Source organism: Vibrio syngnathi, assembly GCF_002119525.1.
Lineage (GTDB): Bacteria > Pseudomonadota > Gammaproteobacteria > Enterobacterales > Vibrionaceae > Vibrio > Vibrio syngnathi.
Map to the genome: position 1 here is coordinate 2,422,134 of NZ_CP017916.1, position 13,127 is coordinate 2,435,260.

The 13,127-nt window shown below is 44.9% G+C and carries 12 protein-coding genes; 8 read left to right on the forward strand and 4 right to left on the reverse strand.

The annotated features are described in order from the left end of the window. Positions 1-20 precede the first annotated feature (20 nt). From bepA to K08M4_RS11045, 4 genes are all read left to right on the forward strand, one after another. Positions 21-1,475 (forward strand): beta-barrel assembly-enhancing protease, encoded by a 1,455-nt coding sequence (bepA, locus tag K08M4_RS11030; RefSeq protein ID WP_086049892.1) that lies wholly within the window; start codon positions 21-23, stop codon positions 1,473-1,475. Positions 1,476-1,598: 123 nt separating this feature from the next. Continuing rightward, the gene (arsC, locus tag K08M4_RS11035) at positions 1,599-1,949 is read left to right on the forward strand and encodes an arsenate reductase (glutaredoxin) (protein WP_009847383.1); all 351 of its coding nucleotides are present in this window, start codon (positions 1,599-1,601) and stop codon (positions 1,947-1,949) included. 6 nt (positions 1,950-1,955) lie between these two features. Continuing rightward, positions 1,956-2,549, forward strand: a complete 594-nt coding sequence (gene wrbA / locus K08M4_RS11040; protein ID WP_086049893.1) for an NAD(P)H:quinone oxidoreductase — start codon at positions 1,956-1,958, stop codon at positions 2,547-2,549. Next, on the forward strand, positions 2,546-2,983 hold the full coding sequence (locus K08M4_RS11045; protein ID WP_086049894.1) for a DUF2069 domain-containing protein: 438 nt from the start codon (positions 2,546-2,548) through the stop codon (positions 2,981-2,983). Before wrbA ends, K08M4_RS11045 begins: the two co-directional genes overlap by 4 nt. A gap of 130 nt (positions 2,984-3,113) precedes the next feature. Here the strand turns inward: K08M4_RS11045 and K08M4_RS11050 are convergent, their stop codons facing one another. After that, a complete protein-coding gene (locus tag K08M4_RS11050; protein ID WP_086049895.1) occupies positions 3,114-4,376 on the reverse strand; it encodes a DUF2066 domain-containing protein in 1,263 nt (420 codons plus the stop codon). Between the two features lie 275 nt (positions 4,377-4,651). On the opposite strand from K08M4_RS11050, the gene K08M4_RS11055 reads away from it, so the two are divergent. Then, entirely contained in the window at positions 4,652-5,890 is a 1,239-nt protein-coding gene (locus tag K08M4_RS11055) for a uracil-xanthine permease family protein (RefSeq protein WP_004734317.1), read from the forward strand. 140 nt (positions 5,891-6,030) lie between these two features. Here the strand turns inward: K08M4_RS11055 and upp are convergent, their stop codons facing one another. Then, positions 6,031-6,657, reverse strand: coding sequence for a uracil phosphoribosyltransferase (gene upp, locus K08M4_RS11060; protein ID WP_009847387.1), 627 nt, complete (start codon positions 6,655-6,657; stop codon positions 6,031-6,033). A 169-nt stretch (positions 6,658-6,826) separates the two neighbouring features. Here upp and purM point away from each other — a divergent pair, with 169 nt between their 5' ends. Together purM and purN are read left to right on the forward strand one after the other, a co-directional pair. After that, on the forward strand, positions 6,827-7,867 hold the full coding sequence (gene purM / locus K08M4_RS11065) for a phosphoribosylformylglycinamidine cyclo-ligase (protein ID WP_086049896.1): 1,041 nt from the start codon (positions 6,827-6,829) through the stop codon (positions 7,865-7,867). 120 nt (positions 7,868-7,987) lie between these two features. Next, a complete protein-coding gene (gene purN / locus K08M4_RS11070) occupies positions 7,988-8,674 on the forward strand; it encodes a phosphoribosylglycinamide formyltransferase (RefSeq protein WP_198299289.1) in 687 nt (228 codons plus the stop codon). Positions 8,675-8,787: 113 nt separating this feature from the next. Here the strand turns inward: purN and K08M4_RS11075 are convergent, their stop codons facing one another. Together K08M4_RS11075 and lpcA are read right to left on the reverse strand one after the other, a co-directional pair. Beyond that, positions 8,788-9,633, reverse strand: coding sequence for a class II glutamine amidotransferase (locus K08M4_RS11075; RefSeq protein ID WP_086049897.1), 846 nt, complete (start codon positions 9,631-9,633; stop codon positions 8,788-8,790). 67 nt (positions 9,634-9,700) lie between these two features. Continuing rightward, the gene (gene lpcA / locus K08M4_RS11080; RefSeq protein WP_009847390.1) at positions 9,701-10,276 is read right to left on the reverse strand and encodes a D-sedoheptulose 7-phosphate isomerase; all 576 of its coding nucleotides are present in this window, start codon (positions 10,274-10,276) and stop codon (positions 9,701-9,703) included. 328 nt (positions 10,277-10,604) lie between these two features. Here lpcA and fadE point away from each other — a divergent pair, with 328 nt between their 5' ends. After that, complete coding sequence (gene fadE, locus K08M4_RS11085) at positions 10,605-13,070, forward strand: acyl-CoA dehydrogenase FadE (protein ID WP_086049898.1); 2,466 nt, start codon at positions 10,605-10,607, stop codon at positions 13,068-13,070. Positions 13,071-13,127 lie beyond the last annotated feature (57 nt).

Sequence of the window (13,127 nt, forward strand, 5' to 3'; positions counted from 1 at the left end):
AACGGAGTATTACTGACTATATGTTTAAACGCGCTCGCTCAATTGCTTGCTTATGCATCGCAGCTACATTAAGCACCCCAACGTTGGCAAATACCAATGGTTTGGAGCTACCCGATATCGGCACCGCTGCTGGCGGCACACTCACTATCGATCAAGAGCTTATCTATGGTGATGCCTACATGCGCATCATCAGAAGCAGCCAGCCTATCGTAAACGACCCTGTTCTAAACCAGTATATTGATACACTTGGTCATCGCCTTGTCGCTAACGCAAATGATGTAAAGACACCTTTCCAGTTCTTTATGATCCGCGACCGCAACATCAACGCCTTTGCTTTCTTTGGTGGCTATGTTGCTTTGCACTCAGGTTTGTTCCTGCATGCACAGTCTGAAAGTGAATTGGCTTCTGTATTAGCGCACGAAATCGCGCACGTTACCCAACGTCACTTAGCCCGTAGCATGGAAGATCAAGCTCGCCGCTCTCCTGCAACCATCGCAGCACTAGCCGCTTCTGTATTATTAGCGATTGCAGCACCAGAAGCCGGTATCGCAGCTATCACTGCAACATCTGCTGGTAACATGCAAAGCCAAATAAACTACACCCGAAGTAATGAAAAAGAAGCCGACCGCTTTGGTATCAACACGCTTGCAAAAGCAGGATTCGATGTAAACGCTATGCCACGTTTCTTTGGCCGCTTAGCTGATGAATACCGCTATGCGAGCACACCGCCACCAATGCTATTAACTCACCCGTTGCCTGAAGACCGAATCACAGACTCACGCGCTCGTGCTCGTAGCTATACACCACTAAAGCTGGCTCCATCACTGGATTACCATTTAGCTAGAGCCCGGATTGTTGCACGCTATGCGGGTATTAATAATGATGCAGCTCTTGATTGGTTTGAGCGCAAGCTGAAGAAAGCCCCCAAAGCCTTGGTTCCATCATTAGAATATGGACAAGCACTGGTTTACCTAGATTCAAAAAAACTGGATAAAGCAGAACCGATTCTGACCAAACTGATGAATAGCGATCCAACCAACTTGTTTTATCTGGATGCTATTTCAGACCTGCACATTGAACAGAAAAAGCCTGAGATTGCGATTAAAGAATTGAAGTCAGCACTTGAGCGTCAACCAAACAACTCAGTTCTAACCATTAACTACGCCAATGCACTGATTGAAAATGAAGACCTACAGGAAGCCGTTCGCGTATTGCAACGTTACACGCACGATAACCCGAACGACACCAATGGGTGGTACCTGCTTTCAAAGGCAAATACAAATCTTGGCAACAGCGATGAAGAACTGTCTGCTAGGGCAGAGATTTTGGCACTGCAAGCCAACTGGAACAAAGCGATTCAGTACTACACGCAGGCGAGCCAAATAGCGGAACTAGGCAGCCTAAAACAAGCACGTTATGACGCTCGAATCGACCAACTAATGATACAGCGCGAACGCTTCTTATCGTTGCAATAAGTATATTGACTGGCAGCGAAGCTCGTTGCCAAAATACAAAGAAAGCTCAACGTTACACAATAAGAAGCCACTCAGTTGGCTTCGACTGAACGATTAAATCAAAAATAATAATGAGGAAGAACCATGTCTGTCGTGATTTATCATAACCCGCGCTGCTCAAAGAGCCGTCAAACTCTCGAACTGCTTGAAGCAAACGGCGTACAGCCAGAGGTGATCAAATACCTAGATGCGCCTTTGACTGTTGAACAGCTGAAAGTGCTTTTCACTCAGCTTGGTTTTGAGAGTGTTCGCGACATGATGCGTACCAAAGAAGCGGATTACAAAGAAGCGAACCTTGGTGACGCATCAGTGACTGATGAAGATCTTTTCGCTGCGATGGCAACGAATCCAAAACTGTTTGAACGCCCAGTGGTTGTCGCGAACAACAAGGCAAAAATTGGTCGTCCACCAGAACAAGTACTAGAGATTCTGTAATCCAATATGAGCATCAACATTCTTGTTCTCTACTATAGTCGACACGGCAACACCCAAGCGCTAGCAAGGCAAATCGCTCGAGGGGTGGAATCCATCCCGAACTGCGAAGCCATGCTAAGAACGGTGAACAACGTGTATACGGTAGAAGAGCAGCCGGATTCGCGCTATCAACCAACAGATCCTATTGCGACCTTACAAGAGCTCCGTTCTTGCGATGGTTTAGCACTAGGTAGCCCAGTATGGTTTGGTAACATGGCTGGGCCTATGAAGCATTTTTGGGACAGCACAACATCACTGTGGATTAATGGCGATCTGATCGATAAGCCAGCTTGTGTCTTTACCTCTTCTTCATCGTTGCATGGCGGACAAGAGACCACACAGCAAAGCATGATGTTGCCCCTGCTTCATCACGGCATGTTAGTCGTGGGCATCCCCTACTCAGAGCCTGCACTGCACACGACTCAAACCGGTGGCACACCTTACGGTGCAAGCAGTACCGGAGAAAGCGCTTCGCTTAGCAAAGAAGAGATGGAGTTAGCGCAAAATCTAGGTAAACGCCTAGCGCGCATTGCGTTAAACCAGAAGGGAATTTCTCAATGATGTATATGCCAGATAAGGCTATGTCTCCTAAAACCAAGCTATTTCGCTACCTTGCTTTAGCGGGCAACTTGTCGCTTTTATTCTGGGTCGTTGCTTGGCAGATGACACTTTCACCGCACCCGCATCTAAGCAATGTAACCCTGGCGATTGCTTGGGCTATACCGCTGTTACTTCCATTACCGGGAATTTTAGCAGGTAAGCCTTATACTCATGCTTGGGCGAACTTTGTTTTAATGCTCTACTTCCTACACGCGTTAACTATTATGTATGTAGACGGTGGGGAGCGCTTATTAGCGGCTGTAGAACTGCTTCTGACGACTCTAGGCTTTGCGGGCAATATTTTATTTACTCGTTTTAGAGCCAAAGAATTAGGCATCAAACTTAAACGCCTTTCGGAAGTAGAAAAGAAAGAGAAAGCCAAGTTCGAGCAATAATATTGATTCCATGTTTTTAAACTGAAAGGCTTTTAAACTGACTACTAGATAAACAAAAAGCCCTGCGAGACTTATCTTGCAGGGCTTTTTTTATGATTTCATTTCAATCAGTCATGTCGTTAGACGATCACTAACGAACCCACTCATATACCAAACTTGGTTTAGCGTGCACTGGTGCCGTGATGGTGAGTTCTTCTTCACCAGATTCGTCTAGCATCACGTCAGTCGTACTTGTTAGCTCAGCACCTGTAGATAGCTCACTGCCTTTAATCACTTGAACGCTTGAGTCAGTTTCACTTCCCTCGCCTTCAGCATCAACAGCGCTTACTGAATCATCACCTACAGACATAGTGTTGTCTTGCGCTTCAAATTCCGGGCTCACTTCAGGTTCAATGTAAGATTCTTCAACCTTCGCGACTTGGCGAATGCTTTCCACTTCTTGTTCAAACTCTTGTTGAGTTGATAACAAATGAATTCGGAACGTCACTTCATTATTTTGAATTTGTAGGATATCTAAGCTTGCTACTGAGTTTAGACGCTTAAGTGCATTCTCCAATTGGAAGAAGTCTTGAGCATTATTCAAACTGATAAACTGCGTTAAAATCGACTCTGATGATTCACTTGCTACAACAACAGCACTCTTTCCCGCGTAGTAATTGCTGATTTGATCAACCAGTTTCTTAGAAGTCGTTGCACTGTTACCCGATAGCGAACCCGTTACCGGTGATGTTGGTGCGCTCGTCAGTTGGTTTGGTTTTTGGTCATACAAAGTCCAGCGTAATCCAGAAGACTGCGCCTTAATCACCAAAACTGCATCAACAGGGTAACGTTGACTCGCATTGCTAATCGGTGTGACAAAGCTACCCCACAAATCCGAGGTAGCCACTCCCGTTACATCGTCAAAATCACCAACAGGAAACATCAAAGGCAAACCGCGCTCTTTTGCATTGGTTTGTAAACCTGCCGCTAATTGTGAGTTGGAGTGTTCCCATACAATATTCTTGTCGTAGTTCTGTTCTTCCACCAGCCAAACAAGGATATTTGAGCGAGTATCAGGCCAGTACGGTAATTGTGCTTGAGTCAGTAGTGAACGGATTTGGGCACCGTTAAAACGCATGCGCAATGTTGATTGGTCATTGCTTTCGCCAAAACTCATTTGAGACATGTACTGCGCACTCTTACGCATCGCCTTTTGAATCGTCTCATTCGAAGCGACATCCGTTTGGCCAGTCGCACGTATCAATACCTGCTCCATGCCAGTATTTCTTGCCACTTGTTCTGGTTGTTTGTCTTCAGCGTTAATCGCAACTTCAGCACTAAAGATATCTACTTGAGTTAGGGCATAACTCGGAGAGGCTAATAGTCCCATCAACAACAATGCTATGTAGCGCATATTGATCCTAATATTCAAAGCTTGTGCCTTGATGATAAGCAACTATGGATTGAGGGGCAAGGTCGATAGCGCCCACTGCGTTTAATAACCACAAAATATCACCTAACCATGATAAATCGTTCACTTGTAAACTAAATTTTTCTTATTTTGTTAGAGATAAACATCACTAATATAAATAAATTTGATCTACCCGACATAGCAACCGATTGCCAAGTGATAGAATCCCGCGAATTTTTATTTTCACTTTTCATATAAAGACCATTTAAGGACATAACATGAAAAATGCTTTGCAAGGTGCGCAAATGCTATTTGTCGCTTTTGGTGCACTTGTATTGGTGCCCCTGCTGACAGGCCTAGATCCAAACGTAGCGCTCTTTGGTGCAGGTATCGGTACCCTTTTATTCCAACTTATTACACGCCGTTCAGTGCCAATCTTCTTAGCGTCTTCTTTTGCATTCATCGCACCTATCATGTTCGGCATTCAAACTTGGGGTGTTGGTGCAACCATGGGCGGCCTTATGGCTGCTGGTGTTGTGTATGTATTAATGGGTGCATTGATTAAAGTACGTGGTGTCGCCTTCATCCATAAACTGCTTCCCCCAGTCGTGGTTGGCCCTGTAATCATGGTTATCGGCTTAGGTCTTGCACCTGTTGCGGTAAACATGGCGCTAGGTAAAACGGGGGATGGCGCGGTTCAACTTATTGATGCAGACGCCGCGTTATGGATTTCTTCTATTTCATTACTGGTAACGATTGTCATCAGTGTGTTCTCGAAAGGCTTCCTTAAGCTACTGCCAATCTTCGGTGGTATTGTTGCGGGTTACGTAACGAGCTTGGTATACGGCGTCGTTGATTTTACCCCTGTCGCTCAAGCCGCTTGGTTAGCACTACCAAACTTCACAGCGCCAGAATTCAACATCAACGCTATCTTCTTTATGGTATTTGTAGCAATTGCACCTGCTGTTGAACACGTGGGCGACATGCTTGCTATTTCGAATGTAACCGGTAAAGACTACCTTAAGAAGCCAGGCTTACACCGCACAATTACTGGTGACGGTGTGGCAACAATTGCTGCTTCTATGTTGGGCGCGCCACCAAATACAACCTACAGTGAAGTAACGGGGGCTGTAATGCTGACTAAAGCATTCAACCCAGTGATCATGACTTGGGCAGCGGTAACAGCGATTGTTCTGGCTCTAGTAGGCAAGCTAGGCGCTCTATTACAAACGATTCCTGTTCCTGTGATGGGAGGCATCATGATCCTGCTGTTTGGTTCAATCGCAACAGTTGGCCTAAACACCCTAATTCAGAACAAAGTCGACCTACACAAATCACGTAACCTCGTGATTGTTGGTATTACTTTAGTCTTCGGTATTGGCGGCATGGCATTTGGCATCGGTGACTTTAGTCTACAAGGTGTAAGCTTATGCGGCATCGTGGCAATTCTGCTAAACCTAGTTCTTCCAGAAGAGTTAGGCGATAACACTGTAGTAGATAAAGCTCAAATCGATTAATAAATCGGTAAGGGGAGATTCAAAAGAATCACAACCTAACAAGATCAAAAAAGGAGAGCATCGAATGCTCTCCTTTTTTATTAATACGGTTAATTCAGCGAGTTAAGAGACTGTTTAAATTCACTTAAGCTGAAACCGAACTACTTAGTACCGAAGATCTTATCACCAGCATCGCCAAGACCAGGAACAATGTAGCCCTTGTCGTTTAGCTTCTCATCGATTGCAGCAGTGTAAAGCTCAACATCTGGGTGCGCTTTTTCTAGTGCAGCGATACCCTCTGGGGCAGCAACAAGTACCAGTACTTTAAATACTTTACAGCCTTGCTCTTTAAGAAGGTCAAGAGTTGCAATCATAGAGCCGCCAGTTGCTAACATTGGATCAACCACTAGAGCAATACGCTCATCAATGTTAGATGCTAGCTTGTTGAAGTATGGTACAGGCTCTAATGTTTCTTCGTCACGGTAGATACCCACGACACTGATTCGAGCACTTGGCATATGCTCTAAAACACCATCCATCATGCCTAGACCTGCACGTAGGATTGGCACTACTGTTACCTTTTTACCTTTAATTTGGTCAACTTCTACTGGGCCGTTCCAACCATCAATAGTTACACGTTCAGTTTCAAAGTCTGATGTCGCTTCGTATGTTAGAAGGCTACCCACTTCTGTCGCTAGCTCACGAAAACGCTTAGTACTAATGTCACCTTCACGCATCAGGCCAATTTTATGTTTTACTAGCGGGTGTTTCACTTCAACAACTTTCATTTCCAACTCCGGCAATATTTAAACAAACCTGTAGATTATACACGAACTGTGGGGTTATTTCAGAATCTTTATTCTAATAAAAAAAACCGCGCAAACGTTTGCTCTTGGTAATCAAGCCCTGTTAGAATAGCGCCGTTTTCACATCCAACTTAAGTTCGAGGACTATCCCGTGAGTGGTAATACTTCTTCTCTAAGCTACAAAGACGCTGGTGTTGATATCGACGCAGGTAATGCACTAGTAGACCGTATTAAAGGTGCTGTTAAACGCACTCGTCGCCCTGAAGTAATGGGCGGTATTGGTGGCTTTGGCGCCCTATGTGAACTTCCAACGAAATACAAAGAGCCAGTACTTGTTTCAGGTACTGATGGTGTTGGTACTAAACTTCGCCTTGCTTTGGATCTGAAAAAACACGACACCATTGGTATCGACCTAGTGGCAATGTGTGTGAACGACTTAATCGTTCAAGGTGGTGAGCCGCTATTCTTCCTAGACTACTACGCAACAGGTAAGCTAGATGTAGATACAGCAGCAGGTGTTGTTTCTGGTATTGCTGAAGGCTGTGTTCAAGCTGGTTGTGCACTGATCGGCGGTGAAACGGCTGAAATGCCAGGTATGTACGAAGGTGATGACTACGATGTAGCTGGCTTCTGTGTTGGTGTTGTAGAAAAAGCTGACATCATCGACGGTACTAAAGTAGCTGCAGGCGACGCACTTATCGCTGTAGGCTCAAGTGGTCCACACTCAAATGGTTACTCTTTGATTCGTAAAGTTCTAGAAGTTTCTGGTGCTGATAAGAGTGAAGAGCTAGAAGGTCGCACTATCGGTGAACACCTACTAGAACCAACTAAGATTTACATCAAATCGGCACTTAAGATGATTGCAGAGCATGACATTCATGCTATCTCGCACATCACAGGTGGTGGTTTCTGGGAAAACATCCCACGCGTACTTCCTGAAGGTACTAAAGCAGTGATTGATGGCAAGAGCTGGGAATGGCCTGCTATCTTCAACTGGCTACAAGAGAAAGGTAACGTGGAGACATTTGAAATGTACCGCACTTTCAACTGTGGTGTAGGCCTAGTTGTTGCTCTACCTAAAGATCAAGCAGACGCTGCTGTTGAACTGCTGAAAGCCGAAGGCGAAAACGCTTGGGTTATCGGTGAGATCGCAAACGCTGAAGCTGGCGAAGAGCAAGTTGAAATCAAATAAGTGATACGCTCACTTACTTAGTTAATCAATGAGGACCTTATGGTCCTCATTTTGCTATTTGGCCCACAGAAAACCTTAGTTTATGTAGGTACATTGTAAACAGTTCAGTTAATCAATCGCATGACCCACTCTATGAAAAACAGCCATTCTATGAATAACAGTCACACTAAGAAAAACATCGTCGTTTTAGTCTCAGGAAGCGGAAGTAACTTGCAAGCAATTTTGGACGCCTGCGAGAGCAATATGATTGATGCTTCAGTTAAAGCTGTCTTCTCAAATAAAGCAGAAGCTTTTGGTTTAGAGCGAGCGAAAACCGCGGGTGTTGACGCACATTCTGTGAACCCAAAAAACTATGGTTCACGTGAAGAGTTCGATCATGAATTGATGATTCAGATCGATGCTTACCAACCCGATTTAATCGTACTTGCGGGATACATGCGTATCTTGAGTTCAGAATTTGTTCGTCACTATGCCGGTAAAATGATCAACATCCACCCTTCCCTGTTACCTAAATACCCAGGCCTACACACCCACCAGCGTGCCATTGATGCACAAGACAAAGAGCACGGTACAAGCGTCCACTTTGTTACCGAAGAACTTGATGGTGGCCCTGTAATCTTGCAAGCCAAGGTGCCGGTATTTGAAGATGATGATGCTGACATGTTAGCAAGCCGAGTACTGACTCAAGAGCACTGTATTTACCCTATGGTTTGTAAATGGTTTGCTGAAGATCGTTTATCGATGGTAAACGGGAAGGCTGTCTTAGACGGTGAAACATTAGGTACACACGGTTACGCAGAAGAGTAATTCGTCAGAAACTAAATCAAATCAAATCAAATCAAAAAAGGCCGCTTACTGATTAATTAGTTCAGTAAGCGGCCTTTCTTTTATACGGTTGAAACTAATACTATTCGAGACGTTTAGATCAATGGCTCAGTTGGCGCTTGGCTTGCCACCTTCTTCGGAGCATAAGCGACATCTTCCAACGCTTGGTGGTTGTTGCCGATCAGCTCACCAAAATGAAACAGTGCGTACTCACCCGGTTTCATTCTAAACCACTCTTCATTGTCTGTTAGAGGCTGAGTTGCGACGACGGTTACCACATCGTTGGGCGTAGTTTCTTCTTGGAAGTTAATCTCAACATCTTCATCAATCAGGCTCGCGTTACCAAAAGGAGCGCGTCTTGTTATCCAGTATAAATGGTTCGTACAGTAGTTCATCACGTACTCACCGTCACTGAGCAGCATATTGAAAACACCTTTCTCTCGTAGCTGGTCACAGCACTCAGCGACAAAGCGAAACATACCTTCCATATCTTGAGGAGGTTCAGGAAAACGGTCTTCAAGTTGTTTCAACAACCAGCAGAAAGAGAGTTCGCTGTCCGTCTCACCGACAGGTCTGAATCGACCACTAATCAGATCATCATAATCCGTTAGTTGACCATTGTGAGCAAAGGTCCAGTATCGTCCCCAAAGCTCACGAGTGAAAGGGTGAGTATTTTCTAGATTAACGCCACCACGGTTGGCTTGACGGATATGACTGACAACAGCTTGGCTCTTAATTGGGTAGTTTTGAACCAATTCAGCGATCTTAGATTCACAGCTAGGATTAGGATCTTTAAATGTACGAAAGCCCTTTCCCTCATAGAAAGTAATACCCCAACCATCACGATGTGGACCAGTGTTGCCTCCACGCTGCATAAGGCCAGTAAAGCTAAAACAAATATCAGTTGGCACATTCGCGCTCATACCGAGCAATTCACACATGGTTTAATCTACTCCCTATTAAAACCAATGGAGCCACAAACCTAGGCTCCAAATATCTGTAAAACTATTATTCCATTTCTTTTTCAACAAGCTGAATCACAATGTGGATGATCTTAATGTGAATCTCTTGGATGCGGTCAGCGTAGCCAAAGTGTGGTACTCGGATTTCGATATCAGCACAACCTGCCATTTTACCGCCATCTTTACCTGTTAGGGCGATGGTTTTCATGCCTTTCGCTTGAGCAGCTTCAATCGCTTTTAGAATGTTGCCAGAGTTACCTGAAGTCGACAAACCAAACAACACATCGCCTTTACGACCTACGGCTTCTACATAACGAGAAAATACGTGATCGTAGCCGAAGTCGTTACTCACACAAGACAGATGACTCGGATCTGAAATCGCAATACCAGCAAAGCCTGGACGATTTTCACGGTATCGGCCTGTTAGCTCTTCCGCGAAATGCATTGCATCACAGTGTGAACCACCGTTACCACAAGAAAGCACTTTGCCCTCTTGCTTGAATGAATCTGCAATCATTTTTGCAGCAGCTTCAATTTGAGCAATGTTATGGTCATCACTCAAGAACTTGTTCAGAACGTCAGCAGCTTCGTTCAATTCACTTTTGATTAGGTCTTGGTACATTTGGCTTATCTCTTATGTTTTTTGACGCAACTTAAAGTGCGTGAAATGAGAATTGAGGGTTTTCCCCTCTTTATAACTGAGTTTACCCACAAACATGAAATAGTGTCGACACTTAAGCCCAAAGATTGCCACCTTTATTAACCTCTCATTGCCGATCCGTCCAAATATTCGCCACCAACCTCTCACAATTAGAACTTTAACTCTATTGAGATCACTTTTTATTCACTTTGTAGTTTTACAAATATTTAATATTTTGTTTACACTTGACTGGTTAGACCTCTTACCTAAACTTAATAACAATAAGTGATCTCTGAAAAGGAAATCGATCATGAACATATTGCTCTCCCTACTCGGCATGACAGCCATCTTAGGCGTCTGTCTTTACCATAGAGTTAGTCTGGTCCGTGCGTTAATCGTGTTAACTGGCGCAATGGTAGCATTAACCCTGTTTGGCAGCGTGGCAGTCACTGGTTGGCTTTGTTATCTATTGGCCATTGCGATCTTTGCTATACCAACAATTCGTCAAACCCTCATTAGCCAAAAAGCACTCTCTTTGTTTAAGAAGGTTTTACCTGCAATGTCTCAGACGGAAAAAGAGGCATTAGAAGCAGGCACAGTATGGTGGGAAGCAGAGCTGTTCAAAGGCAAGCCTGAGTGGAAGAAGCTTCAGAACATTGCCGATCCGAAACTTTCTGAAGCTGAGCAAGCGTTTTTAGATGGCCCAGTGAATACCGTGTGTGAAATGGTTAATGATTACCAAGTGACACATGAACTTGCCGATTTACCACCAGAAGTATGGCAATACCTGAAAGACCATAAATTCTTCGCTATGATCATCAAGAAAAAGTATGGCGGTTTAGAGTTCTCAGCTTACGCTCAGTCGTTAGTTCTACAGAAGCTAACGGGTGTTTCTAGCGTATTATCCTCAACCGTTGGCGTCCCTAATTCGTTAGGTCCCGGTGAGCTATTGCAACACTATGGCACAGAAGAACAAAGAAACCACTACCTACCTCGCCTAGCCGAAGGTAAAGAGATCCCTTGTTTCGCACTGACCAGTCCAGAAGCAGGCTCAGACGCAGGCTCAATTCCAGATTACGGTGTGGTGTGTAAAGGTCAATGGCAAGGCGAAGAAGTATTGGGCATGCGCCTAACTTGGAACAAACGTTACATCACTCTAGCGCCTGTCGCGACCGTTTTAGGCTTGGCCTTTAAACTGAGAGACCCAGAAGGTCTGCTTGGTGACAAACAAGATCTTGGCATCACCTGTGCCCTTATCCCTACCGATTTAAAAGGCGTAGAGATTGGCAACCGCCACTTCCCACTTAACGTGCCTTTCCAAAATGGTCCGACTCAAGGTGATGACATCTTCGTGCCTATCGATTTCATCATTGGTGGTCAAAAAATGGCAGGACAAGGCTGGCGTATGCTGGTTGAGTGTCTATCGGTTGGTCGTGGTATCACACTGCCTTCAAACTCAACGGGCGGCATTAAATCGGCTGCACTGGCAACCGGTGCTTACGCTCGTATTCGTCGCCAGTTCAAACAACCTATTGGTCGAATGGAAGGAGTTGAAGAGCCGCTTGCACGCCTAGCAGGTAATGCCTACGTAATGGATGCGGCAAGTAACCTAACGGTTGCAGGTATCGATCTTGGCGAAAAGCCTTCGGTTATCTCAGCAATTGTGAAGTACCACTGTACTCACCGTGGCCAACGCAGCATCATCGATGCGATGGATATCGTCGGCGGTAAGGGCATCTGCTTAGGTCCATCAAACTTCCTCGCTCGTGCTTATCAAGGCTCACCAATTGCGATTACGGTTGAAGGCGCAAACATCCTGACTCGTTCAATGATCATCTATGGTCAAGGTGCGATTCGCTGCCATCCTTATGTTCTAAGCGAAATGGAAGCGGCTTATTCTGAAAGTAGCGATGCACTTGATAAATTTGATTCAGCATTAGCTGGGCACGTTAGCTTTACTATGAGTAATCTAGTCCGCAGCTTGTGGTTTGGTTTAACCGACGGTCGTGGTTCAGATGCACCAACACCATCCAATAAAACGGATAAGCAGACACAGCGTTACTACCAACAGCTGAACCGCTACAGTGCTAACTTAGCGCTGCTGTCTGATATTTCAATGGCAGTTCTAGGCGGTTCACTGAAACGCAAAGAGCGCCTATCTGCAAGGCTGGGTGATATCCTGAGTCAACTCTACTTAGGGTCAGCAACACTTAAGCGCTTTGAAAGCGAAGGTAGCCATGCTGAAGATCTCCCATTAGTCCATTGGGGTATGCAAGATAGCTTACGTCAAACTGAAGTCGCGATTGATGAGTTCTTAGCGAACTTCCCTAACCCTGTGATTGGTCGTCTACTTCGTGTTGTGTTAATGCCATTTGGCCGTATCCGTCGTGCACCAAACGACAAGCTGGATAGCCAAGTCGCGCACATTCTACAAACACCAAGTGAAACACGCTCTCGTATCGGCCGTGGCCAATACTTAGAAGCAACGGAATACAATCCAGTAGGCAAGATTGAAAAAGCGTTAGAAGTGATTCTTCAAGCTGAACCTCTGTTCGATAAAGTCTGCAAAGAAACGCATCAAAAACGTGCTTTCTTACGACTCGATCTTGTTGCTCAGTTGGGGCTCGAGAAAGGTATCTTAACGGAGAAAGAAGCCGCGTTATTGGAAAGTGCAGAGGAACATAGACTGTACACAATTAACGTTGATGACTTCTCACCAGAGGAACTTGCAGCAAAGACTCAGTACCCAGACCAATCGATTGATAACGTCGCTTAAGGTCAGAGAAAGAAACAAAAACGGGACTCCTATGAGTCCCGTTTTTTTATTCATCTC